Source organism: Phytopseudomonas dryadis, assembly GCF_004327355.1.
Classification (GTDB): Bacteria; Pseudomonadota; Gammaproteobacteria; order Pseudomonadales; family Pseudomonadaceae; genus Aquipseudomonas; species Aquipseudomonas dryadis.
On sequence record NZ_QJUM01000009.1, the window covers coordinates 22728 to 40855 of the forward strand.

Genomic DNA, 18128 nt, shown 5'->3' on the forward strand with positions numbered 1-18128 from the left:
ACACACACAAGGAATCCCTCCATGTCCCTGCGCAAAACCCTGAGCCCCCTGGCGCTCACACTGGCCATGCTGTGCGGCGCGAGCAGCGTCCAGGCGGCCAACGAACAGTACTTCCCGCTGCAAAGCTACCGGGTCGGCCCCTATGCCGCATCGGGTACCGGCTTCTACGGCGGCTTCATCGACTACCTCAAGTACGTCAACGCCAATGGCGGCGTCAACGGTGTGCAACTGACCTGGAGCGAATGCGAAACCGAGTATGTGGTGGAGAAGGGCGTCGAGTGCTACGAGCGCCTGAAAAAGGGCCTCAACGGTGCTCCGGCGGCGGCCACCAACCCCCTGTCGGTGGGCATCGCCTATGCCACCCTGGAACGTTCCACCGCCGACAAGCTGCCGCTGATCACCATCAACCATGGCCGCACCGACTCCACCGACGGCAGCGTGTTCCCCTACGTGTTCCCGCTGCAACTCAACCCCTTCTCGGAAGTCTCGGCGATCCTCAACTGGATCGGCGAGCAGGAGGGCGGCCTGGACAAGCTCAAGGGCAAGAAGATCGTCACCCTCTACCATGGCTCGCCCTACGGCAAGGAAACCAGCGGCGTGCTGCAGTCCCTGGCCGACAAGTACGGCTTCGCCCTGACCCTGATCGAAGTGCCGCATCCGGGCAACGAGCAGCAGTCGCAGTGGCTCAACGTGCGCCGGATCAAGCCGGACTGGGTGATCCTGCGCGGCTTCGGGGTGATGAACCCGGTGGCGCTGAAGACCGCGCAGAAGGTCGGCTATCCGGCCGAGCGCATCGTCGGCAATATCTGGAGTAATTCCGAAGAGGATGCGATCCCCGCCGGGGCCGCGGCGAAAGGCTTCATCTCCATCACCACCCACCCTTCCGGCCTCGACTTCCCGGCCCTGCAAGGCATCAAGCGCGACGTGGTGGACAAGGGCCAGAGTGACCTGGCCGACGCCAAGCAGTTCGGCACGGTCAACTACAACCTTGGCGTGGTCAACGGCATCCTCAACGTCGAAGCGGTCGCGGTGGCGCAGAAGAAATACGGCAAGCGTCCGCTGACCGGCGAGGAAGTGCGCTGGGGCTTCGAGAACATCCGCCTGGACGAGGCCCGTCTCAAGGAACTGGGCGCCCTCGGCCTGGTGCAGCCGCTGCAACTGTCCTGCTCCGATCATGAGGGCGGTGGTGCCGTGCGCTTCCAGCAGTGGGATGGCAGCCAGTGGCAACTGATCAGCGACTGGGTACAGGCCGACCGCGCCTACCTGCGCCCGCTGATCGAGGCATCGGCGAAGAAATATGCCGAGGAGAAAGGCATCACGCCGCGCGATTGCAGCCAGGAAAGCTGAGTCGCCCGCAGCCGGAACCCTTGGCGGGCCCGTGCAGAACGGCCTGCCAGGGGAGCCCGGCATCCGTTATCGCAGCCTGGAGACACGCATGTCGAATTCCGTGATCGTGCAGATGGATCAGGTGCAGGTGCTCTACGAGCAGGCGATCCTTGCCGTGCGCGACGTTTCCCTGCAGGTGCGGCAGGGGGAAATCGTCGCCTTGCTGGGCGCCAATGGCGCGGGCAAGAGCACCTCGCTGAAAGCGATTTCCAACCTGCTGCGCGCCGAGCGCGGCGAGGTGGTCAAGGGGCGGATTTTCTACCGTGGCAACGACGTCACCCGCAGCGATCCGGGCGATCTGGTCAACGCCGGGCTGGTGCAGGTACTGGAGGGGCGGCACTGCTTCGCCCATCTGACGGTGGAGGACAACCTGCGGATCGGCGCCTTTATCGGCAAGCCGTCGCGGCAACAATTGCACCAGGCACTGGAGCGCATCTACCAGTATTTCCCACGGCTCAAGGAGCGCCGCAAGAGCCTGGCCGGCTATACCTCGGGCGGAGAGCAGCAGATGGTGGCCATCGGTAGGGCCCTGATGGCCCAGCCCAGCCTGGTACTGCTCGACGAACCGTCGATGGGGCTGGCGCCGCAGATCGTCGAGGAAATCTTCGAGATCATCGCCCGCCTCAATCGCAGCGAGGGGGTCAGCTTTCTGCTTGCCGAGCAGAACATCAACCTGACCCTGCATTACGCCCAGCGTGGCTACGTGCTGGAGAGCGGCACGGTGGTCGGCCAGGGCAGCGCCGCCGAACTGGCGGCGCGGGGCGATCTCCACGAGCTGTACCTGGGCAGCTCGCAGCGCCTGGAGGACGCCGTCGGCTAACGTGTCGGTCACCATTTACGAGAAACGACGAGGCCGTCCCTTGGCTTACGGAGCGTGTGGGAGTCGTCTCTGCATCTTCGACAGCAGCACTGTCGCGCAGCAAACAGGCCGTAGGATGGGGCGGGCCGCGTAGGTGAAACCCATCAATTGCCGATGGGTTGGCACCCATCCTACGCGGCCAGACTCTTTCTTGATTTTTAAAATAATATAAATCAAAGGGTTATATGATTTTTGATGAGAGGGGCTTTAGCCGCGATGCCTTGGCGGGCTTCAGCATCCTCTGGTATGGCCACCGATCGCCGTCCGGCCCCTCCCACGTCCCTGGCCGGGCGCCAGGGATGCTAGGGTGAAAGGACAGATTCGATCGGGAGGTACGGAACATGGCCGCACGAGGGGAAAAGATCGACCTGCCGGTTCACCTGGCTCGCCGCTACCTGGAGCCGGGGCCGATCGTCCTGCTGTCGTCGCGCCGGGGCGAGGAGCGCAACATCATGACCCTCGGCTGGCACACCATCATGGAGTTCAGCCCGTCGCTGGTGGGCTGCATGATTTCCAGCGGCAATCACAGCTTCCAGCTGATTCGCGACAGCGGCGAATGCGTGATCAACCTGCCGACCACGGCGCTGACCGATCAGGTGGTGGGCATCGGCAATACCTGTGGCGCCGCGATCGACAAGTTCGCCACCTTCGGCCTGACCGCGGAGCCGGCGCGGCGGGTGGCGGCTCCGCTGGTTGGCGAGTGCCATGCCCATTTCGAATGCCGGCTGTTCGACGATGCGCTGGTCGAGCGTTACAACTTCTTCATCTTCGAGGTGGTCGAGGCCCGCGTCAGGCGCTCGCCCAGGCACCCGCAGACCCTGCACTACACCGGCGACGGGGTGTTCGTGGTCGCGGGGAAAACCATCAGCCGCCGCGCGCTGTTCACGCCGGACAAGCTGTAGGCGCGCGTGCCGCTGACAGCGGCGATATCAGCCGAAACGCTGCAGCTGCATCTCCTGCAGGCGGCTCAGGGTGCGGCGGAAGGCGAAGGCCAGATAGCCCTCGGTGTACAGCTCGTCCAACGCCACGGCGGCCTCCAGGTAGAGCGGCACGCGGCGGTCGTAGCATTCGTCGACCAGGGCGATGAAGCGGCGCACGCTGTTGTCGTGGATCGACAGTTCCGGCAACTGGCGGTCGCCGGCGACCACCCGTTCGGCGGCATCCTCGGTGCCGCGGGCGATCTTCGCCGGTCGTTGCCGGGCGCTCAGGGCGGGCACGTCGGCGAGCAGGATGGCCTTGAAGCGATCGCACAGCAGGATGAAGTCCTGGGCAGAGAGCGGTTGTACGCAGAGCTGCTCGAAGCTGCAGTGCAACACGCTGGCGCTGTGCCGTTGCACGCCGATGCACCGGTGATTGATGTCCAGCGCCTCGCAACTGACGCTTTCGCCGGCGCTCAGCGAGTCGAACAGCGGCACCAGGGCGCTGGGCTGGTCCGCCTGCCTCAGCCAGTAACGCTGCTGGCGCTGGCCGGGGTGCAGGCGGTGGTCCTGGCCGCCATCCACCGCGACCACCCGCATGTGCTGCTGCAGGGCGGCGATCGCCGGCAGGAAGCGCTCGCGGTTGTGGCCGTCGGCATACAGCTGCTGCGGTGGCTGGTTGGAGGTGGCCACCAGCACCACGCCCTGCTCGAAGAGGCTGCGGAACAGGCGGCCGAGAATGATCGCATCGCCGATGTCGCTGACGAACAGTTCGTCGAAGCACAGCACGCGGATCTCGGCGCTCAGTTCCCGGGCCAGCACCGTCAACGGCTCCGGGGTGCCGGTCAGGGCGAACAGGCGCCGATGCACCCATTGCATGAAGTGATGGAAGTGCTGACGCCGTGCCGGTACCCGCAATGAGCGGTGAAAGCCATCCATCAGCCAGGTCTTGCCGCGCCCGACCGGGCCCCACAGGTACACGCCTTGTATGGGCTGCGCCGAAGGCTTCGATACATGCAGCGCATCGTGACAGGCCTGCAGCAGGCGTGCGGCGTGCAACTGGGCCGCGTCAGCGACGAAGCCTTGCTGCTCGATGGCCTGGCGATAGGCATCCAGCGGTGCGTCGGTATGCGTGGGCATGCTCAGTCCTCGGCCTGGAAGATCGCTTCGATGCGCGCCTCGAACAGGCGGGCGATCTTGAAGGCCAGCGGCAGGCTGGGGTCGTAGCGCCCGGTTTCGATGGCGTTCACCGTCTGCCGCGATACGCCCAGGCGCTGCGCCAGTTCGGCCTGTGACCAGCCGCGCTCGCTGCGCCGCTCCCGCACCTGGTTGATCACCGGTAACGTCTCCAGCCGATGAAACTGCCCAGAGCCCACAGCGGTGCCATCAGGCTCCAGACGAAGAACATCGACAGGCGCGGGAAGCCGGCCGTTTCCAGAAAGCCATAGCTGAAGGTGATCAGCGCGGTGCCGACGAAGGCGATGCCCAGCGCCTCCAGCTGGATCTGCCGGGCCAGTTCGTCGAGTTGGCGCAGTTGCCGGATCAGTACCACGGCCACGGCGAGCATGGGCAGAACCGGCAGCAATGCGGCGGCGATCCTGAGCGGACCTTCTGCCTGATTGGCGAGCAGCAGCGTACTCAGCACGACCATGACGATATAGGCGGAGATGGCCAGGCTGAAGTGAACGAGAAAGCGTTTGTGGCTCATGAGCCGAACTCCATGATGGAAAGCATACTTTACATTAAGGTGCATGGCTGCCCTGGTCAAGCATGCTTTACATTCTGCCGCGTCCACCCGTCCGGCCTGCTAAGATTCAGCACCCGGCCAGTGGAGTGACGACATGCACCTGCGCAAGATCCGTTCGAGCGATCTCGACGCCTTTCATGCGCTGTTCTGCGAGGTCGCTGCCGAGGGGCGCTTCTCCACGCGTCCCGGCGCGCCGCCCAAGGCGCTGATCGCCAGCGCTCTGCAGCGGGCCGAACGGACTGGCTGGGCGGTCTATGTGATCGAGCGGGAAGGGCGCCTCATCGCCACCGCCGAAGCCTATCCGGACAGTTACTGCCGCCCCGAAGGCGATCCGCTGACGGGCATTCTCGGCATGCAGGTGCTGGCGGCGTGGCGCCGCCAGGGGCTGGGCCAGCGCCTGCTCGCGGTGGTCATCGAGCACTGTCGCGAGCAGGGCTTCGGCGGTATCGAGCTGTCCGTACTCAAGTCCAACCAGGCGGCCATCGCCCTGTACCTCAAGCACGGTTTCGTCTGGCGCGAGGACCTGCCGCCGTGCCGTCTGCCGGATGGCCGGGCCGACCAGGCGCAGCGCATGCGCCTCGACCTGCCGCGGGACGCTACAGCATCTCGGGCTTGAAGCGCCCGCGCCGGCTGATCCAGTCGCCGGCCACCATGAACTCGCCGTCGCCGCGGTAGTGCACGGTCTTGGGCCGCTTGGGCGAGACGGCCACGTGGGCCTTGACCACGTCCCAGATGAACAGCCCATGGCGCTCGATCTGGCTGGCATCGGCCAGGCGGCATTCGAAATTGGCGTAGCACTCGGCGATCAGTGGCGCCTCGACCTGCTCGGCCGGCGCCGCGGTGAGGCCGAAACGCTCGAACTTGTCGACCTCGGCGCCGCTGCAGTTGCCGATATCGACCACGGTGTCGACGATGTCCAGGGTCGGCAGGTTGATCACGCAGGTCTCGCTGTTCCTGATCAGGTCGAAGCTGTGGTTGGCGTCCCAGATGTAGCAGGCGAAGGAGCGGAAACCGATCATCATGTGCCAGCCCATGGTCATGATGTTGTGACGGCCTTGCCAGCTGGAACTCACCAGTACGATGGGGCCGGGTTCCAGGTAGCGACGCACGTCGTCCAGCGGCTGGTCGGTCTTGCGATAGCGTTTCATCGAGCCTGCTCCTGTGTGGCGATAGCGGCATGTGATGAAGTGGACAAGCACCCAGGGGCCGCTGTTCGGATAAATCGGCACGGCGCGTCGTTGCGCTTGCGAGGTCGCCGCGACTGCATTTAGCCTGCGCGCCGAATCTTCCCTGCGCACAGGTGCTCCGCCATGCCCATTCGCCCGCGACAAGCCGCCGACAACCCGCGCCTGTTGGACATCTGGCACCGGGCGGTGCTGGCCACCCATGCCTTCCTGAGCGCCGCCGACGTCGAGGCGCTGTACCAGCAGGTGCGCGATGTCTATCTGCAGGCCGTGGAGGTCGACGTCTACACCCTCGCGGACGGCCGTGTGGCCGGTTTCATTGGTATGAGCGAGCGCCATGTGGAAATGCTTTTCGTCGACCCCGAGCAGCATGGCCAGGGCATCGGCTCGCGCCTGCTCGACGATGCCCGGGCGCGCCTGGGCCGACTGACGGTGGATGTCAACGAGCAGAACCCCGCCGCCCATGGTTTCTACCGCCGTTACGGCTTTCGCGATACCGGCCGCAGCGCCACGGATGGGGAAGGGCGGCCGTTTCCGCTGATCCATATGGCGCTGTGAGCGCCGCACGAGCCGAAGGCCGCGGGCTGCTCAGTCCTGTGGGAGGGGCTTCAGCCGCGACGCTGTTGGTAGGCTGAAGGTCCAATCGCCATCTAAGCGCCTCCGCGTTCCCTGCCTTACCCGCTGGTGAAGGCGCATGGATCGACGGCGATGCTGAGGGCGCGCTGCAGCGACGCGTACAGGCGGTCGGTGAGCGTTTCGTAGCGCAGCATGGCGTCCGGGTCACGCAGCGCCACGTCGTTCCAGGAACCCATGCCGCCGAATACCCAGGCCTGGCGGCAGGCCCGGATGATGCGCTCGGCGCGTGGGTCGAGCAGGCCCGGCGGCGCGATGCCGTTGTCGGACGCAGGGGACGAGCCGCGCAGCGTCGCTGCTGCGCGGGCGAAGCACTGGGCGAAGTTGGGGTAACCCTGTTGATCGGCGAAGGTGGCGATCTCCACGAGCTGTTCGGCGAGCTCGTCGAGCAGCGCCGGGAGCTGCACCTGCGCGCCGCCCAGCGGTGTGACATCCCGGGCGACGCGCTGGTAGTCAACCTGCCAGGGCCTGTCACGGGGGGCGCTGGCAGGTTGTTCCCAGTGGCCGAGCCAGTGGTCCGCGGTGGCGGCTTTGTGGCATTCGATCAGCCAGCGCCCACCGCCGCCGATATAGGGAATGCTCAGTCGCTCGTCCCGCAACTGCTGCGCGGATGACAGGTAGCAGGCGCGCAATTGCCGTACCCCGTCGCCGGCCAGTTGCGCGAACCAGGTTACCGGGTCGTTGGCCAGGACGACGCGGGTGCTGGCCCGCTGCTCGCTGAAGCGGATCGCCTGGCAGGAGGTGAAGACGGGCTGCGATGGCTCGACGCGGCGGCCGGCGAGGGCGGCGTTGCCCTGGCAGACCAGGGCCAGCAACTGCAGCAGGGCGGTGTGCATGGGATGTCTCCGTGGCGAGGTCGGGCGTCAGCCCCGGCAGGGCATAGGCGTTGGCGCGTTGCCGTGGGTCGCAGCCGGTTTGGCGCTGCTGGCCGACCGGGCTCGCGAGCACGGTTTCAGCCGAGGGCGTCGAGTCTCGCTCGCCGACACCCGATCCGACAAGCCGAACGAATGGCCGTCGTTGTCTGTCCCCATGGGAACGGCAACAGCTCCTGACCACTCGCCCATATGGAGGCAGCATGCGTATCACTCTTCCCACCCTCGGCTTCGGCGGTGCACCGCTCGGCAACATGTTCCACCCGATCGACGAAGACCGCGCCCAGGCGACCCTGGCCGCCGCCTGGGAGGCCGGTATCCGTTACTACGACACCTCGCCCCATTACGGCGCGGGCCTCTCGGAGGCGCGCTTCGGGCGCCTGCTGCAGGGCAAGCCACGTGATGAGTTCGTGCTCAGCAGCAAGGTCGGGCGCCTGTTGCAACCCGCCGACAAGCCGGAGAACGCCAAGCCGTTCACCCATGAGCTGCCCAACCGGCGCGTCATCGACTACTCGGCGGACGGGGCGCGGCGCTCCATAGAGAGCAGTCTGCAGCGCCTGGGCGTGGACCGTCTCGATGTGGTGTTCATTCATGACGTGTCCGAGGATCAGCACGGCCCGAAATGGCGCGAGTACTTCGCCGAAGCGATGCAGGGCGCAGCGGTTGCGCTGACGAAGATGCGCGAGGAAGGGCTGATTCGTGGCTGGGGGCTGGGCGTCAATCTGGTCGAGCCCTGTCGCCTGGCGCTGGAACAGTCCGATCCCGATGTGTTCCTGCTGGCCGGTCGCTACACCTTGCTCGATCATCGCGTGGCGCTCGATACCCTGTTTCCGCAATGCGCCGAGCGCGGCGTCGGCATCGTCGTTGGCGGGCCATTCAATTCCGGCGTTCTGGCCGGTGGCGAGCACTACGAGTACGACCGGATTCCCGATGATATCCGCCGCAAGACCGAACGCCTGCGCGCCTTGAGCGAGCAATTCGGTATCGACACCCGCGCCGCTGCGTTGCAGTTCTGCCTGGCCAACCCGGTGGTGCAATCGGTGATTCCCGGCAGCGCCAACCCGCAGCGGCCCGGGCAGTACGTGCAATTGCTCGAGGCAGAGATTCCCGCCGCCTTCTGGCATGCCTTGCGCGAGGAAGGCATCGTTCCGCAGGATGCTCCGCTACCGGCCTGATTTCAGGCGTTCGGTTCGGCCAATGCCCGTTGGTACACCGCCAGGTCATTGGCCGAAAAGCAGCAGAACACTACCTCGACGATACCCGGATGATTGGCCAGTTCGGCCTGTACCGTGGTGATCGCGATCCATGCTGCCTGATCGATCGGATAGCCGTAGATGCCGGTGCTGATGCTGGGAAAGGCGATGCTGCGCAGCCCCTGTTGCGCGGCCAGGCGCAGGGCGTTGCGGTAGCAGGAGGCGAGCAGGCGCGGCTCGTCCTGGCTGCCGGAGCGCCACACCGGCCCGACCGTGTGGATGATGAAACGGGCGGGCAAGCGGTAACCTTTGGTCATTTTCGCCTCGCCGGTCTTGCAGCCGCCGAGCAGGCGGCATTCGTGCAACAGCTCGCTGCCAGCGGCGCGATGGATCGCGCCATCGACGCCGCCACCGCCGAGCAACGAGGAATTGGCCGCATTGACGATGGCATCCACGTCCAGGCTGGTGATATCGCCCCGCAGGGCTATGAGGCTGGCGGACATGACGGGTCTCCTAGTGCCGTATCACGGATCAAATATCGTATCCGAGCGAGCAGGCAGGATTGCTCAAGGGTGATAGCGGACGGTAGTAGGATGGGTGTAACCCATCGGCAATTGATGGGTTTCACCTACGCGGCCCGACCCATCCTACGGGCTGGAAAGCTGGACGAAAGAGCCTGTGCGGTCTGTCTGTCGTTCAGCGCGTAGGGTGGATGACGCTTTTTTCATCCACCATTGCGATTGCGGAGCGGTGGACGGATGAAGCGTCGTCCACCCTACGAACGGCCACTATCGCCTTATGGCTGCCATCCTCCATACGCTTGCCCCGTCCGCCGCCTCGGGCACATCGACCACCCTGACCGACACATGACCGTTGCGCGACACTGGGGTGATCGGCGGCTCGACCAGGGCATCCGGCAGAGGCTGGCAATCCGATCCGACAGGCCGGGCAAGGTGATGTTCCGCCAGCGTTTGCACAGGGCCGATGGTTGGTCGGGAATGGATATTGCTTGTTTTGTTAGCAAAGTTGTTATTTATAGCTAGCAAAAAGGAAGCCCCAACGATGATGGCCGAATCCCGCCAGGGTGTCATCTGTACCCCTCATCCCGATGCAACGGCCGCGGGCATGCGCATGCTCGATGCCGGTGGCAGCGCCATCGACGCCATGCTGGCCGCCAGCGCCATGCTGGCGGCGGTCTATCCGCACATGACCGGCCTGGGGGGCGATGCCCTGTGGCTGCTCCATGACCGCCAGGTGCGCACCATCGTGGGGATCGGTCAGGCCGGGCAGCGCCTTCCCCAGGGCGGGGCCATCACCTTGCGTGGGCCGGGCGCGGTGGCGACCACGGCCGGGGCGCTGGCCAGTTGGCAGACCGCCCAGGCCATCAGCCGCGAGCAGTGGGGGTCGCGCATGACCTGGGCCGATCTGCTGGGGGATGCCGCCGAGGTCGCCCAGCGGGGTGTCGAGGTATCCGCCTCGCAGCTGTTCTGGCAGCGCCAGCGGCGGGCGTTGCTAGAGACCCTGCCGGATCTGCAGGCCCTGTGCAGGATCGAGGGGCGCTGGCTGCGGGAGGGCGACAGCCTGCGCCAGCCGCGTCTGGCCGACACCCTGCGCCATCTGGCCAGGCATGGCATGGCGGATTTCTACCAGGGCGAGCTGGCCCATGCCTTTGCCGAATCGTTCGAGCGGCTGGAGTGCGGCCTGGTGCTGAGCGACCTGGCGGCCACCCGGGCGGTGGAGGTCGCGCCGTTGTCGATCCGTTATCGCCAGGGGCGCCTGTTCAACGTCGCGCCGCCATGCCAGGGCCTCTACACCCTGCAGGCCATGGCGGCGCTGGCGCACAAGCCGATTGCCGCCAGCGGCAACGGCAGCGCCGCCTACTACCACTATCTGGTCGAGGCGATCAAACAGGGCTTGCTGCGCCGCAACGCCGAGCTGTGCGACCCGCAGGCGGTGGCCTGGGATTACGCCGCCAGCCTGTCCGCGACCCGCAGCGCCGCCCATGCCGCGGCCATCGACGCCGAGCGGGCCGCGCCCTGGGCGGAACCGGGGCGCCCGGCCGATACCGTCTGGATGGCGGCCAGCGACGCCCAGGGCCGCACGGCCTGCCTGATCCAGAGCCTGTTCCATGACTTCGGCTCCGGCTGCATCCTCGGCGATACCGGCGTGCTCTGGCAGAACCGCGCCGCCGGTTTCAGCGCCGAGGCGACGCACCCCAACGCCTGGGCGCCGGGCAAGCGCCCGGCGCACACGCTCAACCCGTCCTGCTACCTGGCCGACGATGGCCGTCGCCTGTTCTTCGGCACCCAGGGCGGCGATGGCCAGCCGCAGACGCAGATGGTCCTGGCCACGCAACTGATCGACTTCGCCGAGCCCATCGACCGCGCCTTGCGCATGCCGCGTTTCCTGCTCGGCCGCAGTTTTTTCGACAGCACCGACAACCTCAAGCTGGAGGCCGATATCGCTGGCGCGGTGGGCGAACGCCTGGCCGCCATGGGCCACGACGTGGAGCTGATCCCCAGCCTGAGTCCCTTTACCGGCCAGGCCGGGGCGATCGCCATCGAAACGGATGGCCGGCGCTTCGCCATGCACGACCCCCGTGGCCAGGGCAGCAGCCTGGGCCAGAGCGATTAAGCCGTCGCGACCTGTTTACCCGGCCCGCGGGGCTGGCGGATAATGCCCCGCCGCCAGTGTTTTGCGGCGGGGTTGGGATCAGAGGAAAAGATGGCTGCGAAGACCGTCACCAGCAAGCAAGTCGAGGTTCAGCGCATCGTCGATGTGCTGTTCAAGGCCATCGCCCAGCATCGCTTGCCGCCCGGGACGCGCCTGATCGAAGCGCAGATCGTCGAGACCCTGCAGGCCAACCGCAACCATGTGCAGGCGGCCCTGCAGCGCCTGGCCTTGCAGCGCGTGGTCAGCATCGAGCCGAACCGTGGCGCCATGGTCGCCCAGCCCAGTGCCAAGGAGGCGCGCGAGATCTTCGCTGCTCGCCGCGCCATCGAACGGGCGATCGTCGAAAGCATCACCCCGGCGATCATGCGCAAGCAGCGCCAACGGGTGGCCACGCACATGGGCAATGAGCGCAAGGCTACCAATGCCACCGACCGCCGCGCCATCGTCCGCGAACTGAGCGAGTTCCACCTGATGCTCGGCGAGATCAGCGGCAACTCGGTACTCAGCGAAATCCTCGCCAACCTGATGGTGCGCAGTTCGCTGATCGTCGCCTTGTACCAGCGCAACGACGTGCCGTCCTGTGCCTCGGACGAGCACCAGGAGATCGTCAGCGCGCTGGAAAAGGGCGACCGGGCGCGCGCCGCGGCCGTGATGATCGAGCACCTGGACGAACTGGAAGGCCAGCTCGACCTGGACGACCGGGCCGAGCCGGAGATCAACCTGCGCCAGGCCCTGGCCGACCTGTAGCAAGCCGTTGACGGTCATGGCCGTCGGCCGCCCCGAATGATGAGCGTCGCCAAACCGCCTTGTGGCCGCCAATCGCCGCGGGGGCGCGGTTCCTGCAAGATTGCAGCAAACCCGCGTTCGGGTAGGAGCCCCGACCTCGGGGCGAAGCGATGGCGGCCGTTGCGCCGAGACAGGTGTTTTCACGTTAACCGCATCGCGGGGTAAGTGCTTTCTTCTTCAACGGCCCGCTGGCGCTGTCAGGCGTTGACGCCAAGCACCTCGGCCAGGTGCCGCTGGTAGCGCAGGACGTCGGCCTCGATGGCCGGGCGCTTCATCACATCGACGCAGAGGAAGGTCGGCAGGCCGCGCAGGCCGAGGAATTCGTTGGCCTTGTGGAAGGGCAGGTAGACGGCGTCCACGCCCTTGCCGGCGAAGAAATCGCTGGGGTCGTCGAAGGCCTGCTGCGGGGCGTTCCAGGTCGCCGAGATCATGTAGTGCTTGCCGTGCAACAGGCCGCCGCTGCCGTACTTCTGCGAGGCGTCGGCGCGGGTGCGGCCGTCGTTGGCGTACAGGCTGCCATGCCCTTCGGTGAACACTTCGTCGATGTACTTCTTCACGGTCCAGGGCGCGCCCATCCACCAGCCGGGCATCTGGTAGATGATCACATCGGCCCAGAGGAATTTGCCGACTTCTTCGGCGAGGTCATAGCCGGCGTCGATCTGCGTGGTTTTGACCTCGAAGCCGGCGTGCTCGAGGAAGCCCTGGGCGGCATCGTGCAGGGTGGCGTTGTAGCGGCCGCCGGAATGGGCGAACTGCTTGCCGCCGTTGAGCAGGAATATCTTTTTCATTGCCTGGGTCATGCTGAAGGCCTCCGAACAGGGATCGATGAGAAGCAGCCTAACGATTTATGCCGTGCGAAAAAACCCATCTTTCAGGCAAATGATATGTGCCGAAAAGTCATGAGTTTTGCGCCGACTGCTGCGGTAGTGTGTCGAGTCTCTTGATTGCCCAGAGGCGTTTGCCATGACTGTTCCCTACGGCTTCATCCTTCACGCTCACACCAGGGCGGAAAAGTCCGCGGAGTTCGCCGCGCTGTTCGAAGCCTATGTGGCGCCGAGCCGGGCCGAGGCCGGCTGTGTCGAGTACCACATGCTGCGCGACCGGGAAGACCCGACGCTGTTCATCTTCTTCGAGGTCTGGCGCAGCAAGGCCGACTTCGACCTGCATGCCGCCTTGCCGCATATGCGCCAGTTCCATGAGCGGCGCATGGAGTACCTGGCGCGGGATTTCGAGGTGCGCATGATCGACATGCTCAGCCCCGCCGGCCAGGCCTGAACAGGCGGGCCTGGGGCCGTTCGAAGGTCTTGCGCCCGGCCTTGTAGCCCATCAGCGGTGGGCTGATCTCGGCCACCACGGCGGCCGGCGAGGGCGCATCGAAGACGATGAAGTCAGCGCGGCAGCCGGGTGCCAGGCCATAGTCGGGCAGGCGCAACAGGCGTGCCGACTCACTCGACACCCAGCTCAGGCAACGCAGCAATTCGGCCTCGGTAGCCAGTTGGGCGACGTTGGCGAACAGGTTGGCCTGACGCACCAGCGACGCGTCTCCGTAGGGGGTGAAGGGGTTGCCGATGTTGTTGGTCGACAGCGAGCAGGTCACCCCGCAGGCGTGCAGGTGCTGCAAGGGCGCCAGGCCACGGGGCTTGTTGTGGAAATGCTCGCGCCCGGTCAGAAACAGGTCGGTACTCGGCAGGCAGGTGACCTGCACGCCGGCTTCGGCCAGCGACTCGGCGACCGCCAGCAGGGTGTCCCGGGGCAGCGCCGACAGCTTGGTGACATGACCGATGGCCACCCGGCCGCCCCAGCCGTGCTGGTGGGTGCAGCGGATCACTTCGCCGATGGTCATGCCTTCCGGGTTCAGGTCGAAATCCAGGTGGAAGTCCAGATCACGGTCGAACGCCACCGCCAGTTCGAACAGCCGGCGAATCTGTGCACCCGGATTGGTATCGGTGTAAGGACAGCCGCCGAGCACTTCGGCGCCCAGGGCTAGTGCCTCGCACAGCAAGGCTTCGGTGCCAGGGTTGTTGAGCAGGCCTTCCTGAGGGAATACGCAGATTTCCAGGCTGATGGCCCAGGCATAGTCCGCCTGCAGGCGGCGCACCGCGTTGAAGCCGGTGAGGCCGATCTGTGGGTCGATTTCCACATGGGTGCGCATGTGCGTGGTGCCCTGGGCGATGGCTTTTTCCAGCACCTGGGCGCCGCGCTGGTAGACGTCCGCCTCGCTGAAGTCGGCCTTGGCCGCGCGGGTCTGGGCGATGGCCTCGGCCAGGGTGCCTTCTTCCAGCTGGCAGCGCTGCATGATGCAGGCCTTGTCCAGGTGGATATGGGTTTCCACCAGGCCGGGCAGTAGCAGCTTGCCGCCCAGGTCGAGCGTTTCACCGGCCGCGACAGTGGTGCTCAGGGCGCCGACGAAGCGGCCATTCTCTACGTAGAGTGTCTGCAACGCTTGGCGGTCGTCGCCCAGGCGTGCGTTGATGATTTTCAGGGCATTCATGCGGCCGCTCCTTCGCCCAGGTAGGCCGCTTCCAGTTCCGGGTCGCCACGCAACGCTTCGGCACTGCCGGATTTGACGATGCGCCCGGTTTCCAGCACGTAGGCACGGTCGGCCACCTGCAGGGCGAGGTTGGCCATCTGGTCGACCAGCAGCAGGGTCACGCCTTCGTCGCGCAAGGCGGCGAGGGCGTCGTACAGCTCGCCGATCATCGCCGGCGACAGGCCCAGGGACGGCTCGTCGAGCAAGAGGATCTTCGGTTTGGCCATCAGCCCACGGCCGACCGCGACCATCTGCTGCTCGCCGCCGGAGAGCAGGCCGGCCGGGCTGTCGATGCGCTCGCGCAGGCGCGGGAAGCGGCGCAGGATGGCTTCGATTTCCGCGTCGGCGTCGAAGGCCTCCTTGCGTGAGTAACCGCCGAGCAGCAGGTTGTCACGCACGCTGAGCTGGCCGAACACCTGACGGCCCTCCGGCACCAGGGCCAGGCCCCGGGCGGCGATGGTGCTGGCATCGGCGTGCTCGATGCTCTCGTTGTCGAGCAGGATGCTGCCGCCACTGGCTGTGTGCAGCCCGGCCAGGCATTGCAGGATGCTCGACTTGCCGGCGCCGTTGGCGCCCAGAATGGCGACCAGCTCGCCAGGGTTGACCACGATATTGACCCTGTCGACCACCGGTGCGGCACCGTAGTCGATGACCAGATCCTTGATGTACAGACGTGCATCGCGCGAACCGTCCCAGGCTTCGGCCCGTGACGTGGCCTGGTAGCGGGTGCCGCCCAGATAGGCGGCGATGACCCGTTCGTCCTTGCGCACGTCGTCCGGTAGGCCCCAGGCGATGGGCTTGCCGGCGTCGAGTACCAGCAGGCGCTCGGACACGGCCATCACCAGGCCCATGTCGTGCTCGACCAGGATGACCGCGATGCCGAACCCGGCGAGGGTTCTGAACAGGCTGGCCAGGCGGTCGGTGTCGCTGCGGCTGAGCCCGGCCGCCGGCTCGTCGAGCAGCAGTACGCTGGGCCGGGTGGCCAGGGCGCGGGCGATTTCCACCAGGCGCCGGTCGACGTGGGCCAGGTCATCGGCCGGGGTGTTCACCGAGCCCTGGTAGCCAACCAGGGTCAGCAACTGCAGCGCCAGCTGGCGTCGGGTATCGCTGGCACAACTGAAGGGTAGGCCGAGGCGCCCCTGTTGCATGGCCACCAGCAGGTTTTCCAGCACCGACAGCTCGCCGAACAGCTGGGTGGTCTGGTAGGTACGGGCGATGCCGGCTCGGGCGATTTTCCAGGCGGGCAGGCCCGCCAGTGGGCGACCCAGGTCGATGCTGCCGCTGTCCGGCGCATAGAAGCCGCTGATCATGTTCAGCACCGTGGTCTTGCCCGCGCCGTTGGGGCCGATGATGCTGGTGATGCTGCCCGGTGGCGCCTGCAGGCTGACGTGCTGTGCCGCCTGGACGCCGCCGAAGCGAATGCCGATGTCCTTGACCCGCAGGCCGTCGCGGGCGGCGGCGTCCTGCTGGAAGAACGCGCTCAATTGCGCCGGGTCGTAGGCCGCCGGGGCGCCCTGGTGGGCTGGCCGCAGCCACAGGCCGGCCAGGGTGCCGAGCAGGCCCCGTGGCGCTGCCCAGAGCACGCAGAGCAGCAGCACCGAGAAGATCAGCAGGCGGTACTCGGCGAAATCCGAGAGCATTTCCGGCAGCAGCACGATCAACAGGGCGCCGAGCAGTGGGCCGAACAGGGTGCCGCTGCCGCCGACGATCACCGCCAGCACGAACAGGATCGACTGCGAGAAGGGGAAGGAGGCCGGGTTGATGAACATCATCAGTGGCGCCACCAGCGAACCGGCCAGGCCGGTGAGCAGGGCGGACAGGGCGAAGGCCAGGGTCTTGGTCTGCACCGGGTTGAAACCGAGCGAGCGGGCAGCGATCTCGGTGGATTTCACCGCGCGCATGGCCAGGCCCCAGCCGCTGTGGCGCAGACGCTGGAACAGGGCCAGGGCGGCGATCATCAGGCCGGTGGCGATCAGCGCCATGCTCACGCTCGGATCGAGGCTGCCGATTTCCGGCATGGGAATGCCCATCAGGCCGTTGGCCCCACCGGTCAGCGAGCGCCATTCGATCAGACCGTGGTGCACCACCAGGGCAAAGGCAATGGTGATCATCGCCAGGTACGGGCCGCTGACGCGCAGAGCCGGGATCGCCAGCAGCGCGCCAATGGCGCCACAGGCCAGGCCGGCGGCGATCATCGCCAGGCCCAGGGGCAGGCCGGCCAGGGTCAGCAGCGCCGAGACATAGGCGCCGATGGCGTAGAAGGCGATATGGCCGAAGGAGATCTGCCCGCTCAGGCCGATCAGGATGTTCAGGCCCACGCCGACTACCACGGCCAACGCGCAGAAGGTGAAGACCAGCAGCGAGTAGCTGTCGAGCAGCAGCGTGGCGGCGATGCAGGCCAGCGTCAGCAGGGCGAGGGAAACGGGGGCGAACAGCGAATGCTTCAGGGTCATACTTTCACCAGGGTCTTGCTGCCGAACAGGCCATTGGGGCGCAGCGCCAGGGCCAGAATGACCAGGGCGAAGGTGAACAACTGGGTGAAGGCCGAACCGAAATAGAGGGTCACCAGCGCCTCGACCAGACCGAACAGCAGGCCGGCGGCGAATACCCCGCCCGCGCTGGCGATACCGCCAAGAATCGCCACGGCGAAGGCCTTGAGGCCGAACAGCATGCCCATCTCGGCATTCACGCTGAACAGCGGCGCGATCAACAGACCGGCTATGGCGGCGAACACGGTCGACACGGCAAAGGCCACCGCCACCACACGGTTGACCCGGATACCCATCAGCATCGCCGCCTTGGGATTCTGCACGCAGGCCTCCAGCACCTTGCCCAGACGCGTGTAGCGGCGCACCAGAAACAGCGCCAGGGCGATGCCGCCACCCACCAACGGAATCAGCAGTTGCAGCACGCCGACGTTGTTGCCGAACAGTTCCAGGTGCTGGTTGGCCAGTGCCGAAGTGAACTGCCGTGGCTCCTTGCCGAAGGTGAACAGCGCCAGGTTGTCGACCAGGATGCCCGCTGCCACCGTCGCCATCAGCCAGGCTTCGGAGCCGCGCGAATGGAAGGGGCGCACCAGAAAGCGCTCGATGATCAGCCCATAGACGGCGCACAGCGTCAGGGTCGCCGGAAGCGCCAGCCACAATGGCCAGCCCCAGGTGATGTAGAAGCTGTAGCCAAGTACGGCGCCAACCATCATGGCGCTGCCCTGGGCGAAATTGACCGTACGCGAAACCACGTAGGTGATATGGAAACCCAAGGCCAGCAGTGCATACATGCTGCCCAGTCCGAGCCCGGTGATGATGGCGGCGGTGATCATGACGATAATCCTCCGGGCGGGCCGCCAGG

19 protein-coding genes are annotated in these 18128 nt (G+C 66.2%); 9 read left to right on the forward strand and 10 right to left on the reverse strand.

The annotated features are described in order from the left end of the window. Nucleotides 1-21 precede the first annotated feature (21 nt). The 3 genes from DNK34_RS09275 to DNK34_RS09285 all read left to right on the forward strand — a co-directional run bounded on the left by DNK34_RS09275 (nucleotide 22) and on the right by DNK34_RS09285 (nucleotide 3147). Entirely contained in the window at nucleotides 22-1347 is a 1326-nt protein-coding gene (locus tag DNK34_RS09275; RefSeq protein WP_131173864.1) for an ABC transporter substrate-binding protein, read from the forward strand. An 88-nt stretch (nucleotides 1348-1435) separates the two neighbouring features. Beyond that, nucleotides 1436-2206, forward strand: coding sequence for an ABC transporter ATP-binding protein (locus DNK34_RS09280; RefSeq protein WP_131173863.1), 771 nt, complete (start codon nucleotides 1436-1438; stop codon nucleotides 2204-2206). A 380-nt stretch (nucleotides 2207-2586) separates the two neighbouring features. Then, a complete protein-coding gene (locus DNK34_RS09285) occupies nucleotides 2587-3147 on the forward strand; it encodes a flavin reductase family protein (protein WP_131173862.1) in 561 nt (186 codons plus the stop codon). Nucleotides 3148-3174: 27 nt separating this feature from the next. On the opposite strand, the gene zapE is transcribed toward DNK34_RS09285, so the two are convergent. The 3 genes from zapE to DNK34_RS09300 are packed head-to-tail and all read right to left on the reverse strand — an operon-like array spanning nucleotide 3175 to nucleotide 4870. After that, the gene (gene zapE / locus DNK34_RS09290; RefSeq protein WP_131173861.1) at nucleotides 3175-4302 is read right to left on the reverse strand and encodes a cell division protein ZapE; all 1128 of its coding nucleotides are present in this window, start codon (nucleotides 4300-4302) and stop codon (nucleotides 3175-3177) included. Nucleotides 4303-4304: 2 nt separating this feature from the next. Then, nucleotides 4305-4499, reverse strand: a complete 195-nt coding sequence (locus DNK34_RS09295) for a helix-turn-helix transcriptional regulator (protein WP_131173860.1) — start codon at nucleotides 4497-4499, stop codon at nucleotides 4305-4307. Beyond that, on the reverse strand, nucleotides 4496-4870 hold the full coding sequence (locus DNK34_RS09300; protein ID WP_131173859.1) for a hypothetical protein: 375 nt from the start codon (nucleotides 4868-4870) through the stop codon (nucleotides 4496-4498). Before DNK34_RS09300 ends, DNK34_RS09295 begins: the two co-directional genes overlap by 4 nt. Nucleotides 4871-5003: 133 nt before the next feature. Here DNK34_RS09300 and DNK34_RS09305 point away from each other — a divergent pair, with 133 nt between their 5' ends. Further along, nucleotides 5004-5525 (forward strand): GNAT family N-acetyltransferase, encoded by a 522-nt coding sequence (locus DNK34_RS09305; RefSeq protein WP_131173858.1) that lies wholly within the window; start codon nucleotides 5004-5006, stop codon nucleotides 5523-5525. Here the strand turns inward: DNK34_RS09305 and DNK34_RS09310 are convergent. Next, the gene (locus DNK34_RS09310) at nucleotides 5506-6057 is read right to left on the reverse strand and encodes a flavin reductase family protein (RefSeq protein WP_131173857.1); all 552 of its coding nucleotides are present in this window, start codon (nucleotides 6055-6057) and stop codon (nucleotides 5506-5508) included. The genes DNK34_RS09305 and DNK34_RS09310 overlap by 20 nt on opposite strands. Nucleotides 6058-6219: 162 nt before the next feature. Here DNK34_RS09310 and DNK34_RS09315 point away from each other — a divergent pair, with 162 nt between their 5' ends. Continuing rightward, a complete protein-coding gene (locus tag DNK34_RS09315; protein WP_131173856.1) occupies nucleotides 6220-6651 on the forward strand; it encodes an acetyltransferase in 432 nt (143 codons plus the stop codon). A gap of 116 nt (nucleotides 6652-6767) precedes the next feature. Here the strand turns inward: DNK34_RS09315 and DNK34_RS09320 are convergent, their stop codons facing one another. Beyond that, the gene (locus DNK34_RS09320; protein ID WP_131173855.1) at nucleotides 6768-7562 is read right to left on the reverse strand and encodes a hypothetical protein; all 795 of its coding nucleotides are present in this window, start codon (nucleotides 7560-7562) and stop codon (nucleotides 6768-6770) included. Nucleotides 7563-7801: 239 nt separating this feature from the next. Here DNK34_RS09320 and DNK34_RS09325 point away from each other — a divergent pair, with 239 nt between their 5' ends. Beyond that, nucleotides 7802-8773, forward strand: a complete 972-nt coding sequence (locus DNK34_RS09325) for an aldo/keto reductase (RefSeq protein ID WP_131173854.1) — start codon at nucleotides 7802-7804, stop codon at nucleotides 8771-8773. 2 nt (nucleotides 8774-8775) lie between these two features. On the opposite strand, the gene DNK34_RS09330 is transcribed toward DNK34_RS09325, so the two are convergent. After that, nucleotides 8776-9294: an O-acetyl-ADP-ribose deacetylase gene (locus tag DNK34_RS09330; RefSeq protein ID WP_131173853.1), complete on the reverse strand. Its 519-nt coding sequence runs from the start codon at nucleotides 9292-9294 to the stop codon at nucleotides 8776-8778. 559 nt (nucleotides 9295-9853) lie between these two features. Here DNK34_RS09330 and DNK34_RS09335 point away from each other — a divergent pair. Both DNK34_RS09335 and DNK34_RS09340 read left to right on the forward strand, forming a co-directional pair. Continuing rightward, a complete protein-coding gene (locus DNK34_RS09335; protein ID WP_131173852.1) occupies nucleotides 9854-11425 on the forward strand; it encodes a gamma-glutamyltransferase family protein in 1572 nt (523 codons plus the stop codon). Nucleotides 11426-11515: 90 nt separating this feature from the next. Then, on the forward strand, nucleotides 11516-12211 hold the full coding sequence (locus DNK34_RS09340; RefSeq protein ID WP_131173851.1) for a GntR family transcriptional regulator: 696 nt from the start codon (nucleotides 11516-11518) through the stop codon (nucleotides 12209-12211). Between the two features lie 236 nt (nucleotides 12212-12447). Here DNK34_RS09340 and mdaB read toward each other — a convergent pair whose 3' ends face one another. Further along, complete coding sequence (gene mdaB, locus DNK34_RS09345; protein WP_131173850.1) at nucleotides 12448-13038, reverse strand: NADPH:quinone oxidoreductase MdaB; 591 nt, start codon at nucleotides 13036-13038, stop codon at nucleotides 12448-12450. A 175-nt stretch (nucleotides 13039-13213) separates the two neighbouring features. On the opposite strand from mdaB, the gene DNK34_RS09350 reads away from it, so the two are divergent. Then, nucleotides 13214-13525, forward strand: a complete 312-nt coding sequence (locus tag DNK34_RS09350) for a putative quinol monooxygenase (protein WP_131173849.1) — start codon at nucleotides 13214-13216, stop codon at nucleotides 13523-13525. On the opposite strand, the gene DNK34_RS09355 is transcribed toward DNK34_RS09350, so the two are convergent. Genes DNK34_RS09355 through DNK34_RS09365 form a run of 3 tightly spaced genes read right to left on the reverse strand, consistent with a single transcriptional unit; the run spans nucleotide 13503 to nucleotide 18099 of the window. Next, nucleotides 13503-14741 (reverse strand): amidohydrolase family protein, encoded by a 1239-nt coding sequence (locus tag DNK34_RS09355; protein WP_131173848.1) that lies wholly within the window; start codon nucleotides 14739-14741, stop codon nucleotides 13503-13505. The two genes, DNK34_RS09350 and DNK34_RS09355, sit on opposite strands and share 23 nt — an antisense overlap. Next, nucleotides 14738-17233, reverse strand: coding sequence for a branched-chain amino acid ABC transporter ATP-binding protein/permease (locus DNK34_RS09360; RefSeq protein WP_131173847.1), 2496 nt, complete (start codon nucleotides 17231-17233; stop codon nucleotides 14738-14740). Before DNK34_RS09360 ends, DNK34_RS09355 begins: the two co-directional genes overlap by 4 nt. Continuing rightward, nucleotides 17230-18099, reverse strand: coding sequence for a branched-chain amino acid ABC transporter permease (locus tag DNK34_RS09365; protein ID WP_131173846.1), 870 nt, complete (start codon nucleotides 18097-18099; stop codon nucleotides 17230-17232). The genes DNK34_RS09360 and DNK34_RS09365 overlap by 4 nt, the downstream gene beginning before the upstream one ends. Nucleotides 18100-18128: the final 29 nt, after the last annotated feature.

Coding starts and splice junctions, on each gene's coding strand:
- DNK34_RS09275 (WP_131173864.1), top strand. CDS start 22: ATGTCCCTGCGCAAAACCCTGAGCCCCCTGGCGCTCACACTGGCCATG.
- DNK34_RS09280 (WP_131173863.1), top strand. CDS start 1,436: ATGTCGAATTCCGTGATCGTGCAGATGGATCAGGTGCAGGTGCTCTAC.
- DNK34_RS09285 (WP_131173862.1), top strand. CDS start 2,587: ATGGCCGCACGAGGGGAAAAGATCGACCTGCCGGTTCACCTGGCTCGC.
- zapE (WP_131173861.1), bottom strand. CDS start 4,302: ATGCCCACGCATACCGACGCACCGCTGGATGCCTATCGCCAGGCCATC.
- DNK34_RS09300 (WP_131173859.1), bottom strand. CDS start 4,870: ATGAGCCACAAACGCTTTCTCGTTCACTTCAGCCTGGCCATCTCCGCC.
- DNK34_RS09305 (WP_131173858.1), top strand. CDS start 5,004: ATGCACCTGCGCAAGATCCGTTCGAGCGATCTCGACGCCTTTCATGCG.
- DNK34_RS09310 (WP_131173857.1), bottom strand. CDS start 6,057: ATGAAACGCTATCGCAAGACCGACCAGCCGCTGGACGACGTGCGTCGC.
- DNK34_RS09315 (WP_131173856.1), top strand. CDS start 6,220: ATGCCCATTCGCCCGCGACAAGCCGCCGACAACCCGCGCCTGTTGGAC.
- DNK34_RS09320 (WP_131173855.1), bottom strand. CDS start 7,562: ATGCACACCGCCCTGCTGCAGTTGCTGGCCCTGGTCTGCCAGGGCAAC.
- DNK34_RS09325 (WP_131173854.1), top strand. CDS start 7,802: ATGCGTATCACTCTTCCCACCCTCGGCTTCGGCGGTGCACCGCTCGGC.
- DNK34_RS09330 (WP_131173853.1), bottom strand. CDS start 9,294: ATGTCCGCCAGCCTCATAGCCCTGCGGGGCGATATCACCAGCCTGGAC.
- DNK34_RS09335 (WP_131173852.1), top strand. CDS start 9,854: ATGATGGCCGAATCCCGCCAGGGTGTCATCTGTACCCCTCATCCCGAT.
- DNK34_RS09340 (WP_131173851.1), top strand. CDS start 11,516: ATGGCTGCGAAGACCGTCACCAGCAAGCAAGTCGAGGTTCAGCGCATC.
- mdaB (WP_131173850.1), bottom strand. CDS start 13,038: ATGAAAAAGATATTCCTGCTCAACGGCGGCAAGCAGTTCGCCCATTCC.
- DNK34_RS09350 (WP_131173849.1), top strand. CDS start 13,214: ATGACTGTTCCCTACGGCTTCATCCTTCACGCTCACACCAGGGCGGAA.
- DNK34_RS09355 (WP_131173848.1), bottom strand. CDS start 14,741: ATGAATGCCCTGAAAATCATCAACGCACGCCTGGGCGACGACCGCCAA.
- DNK34_RS09360 (WP_131173847.1), bottom strand. CDS start 17,233: ATGACCCTGAAGCATTCGCTGTTCGCCCCCGTTTCCCTCGCCCTGCTG.
- DNK34_RS09365 (WP_131173846.1), bottom strand. CDS start 18,099: ATGATCACCGCCGCCATCATCACCGGGCTCGGACTGGGCAGCATGTAT.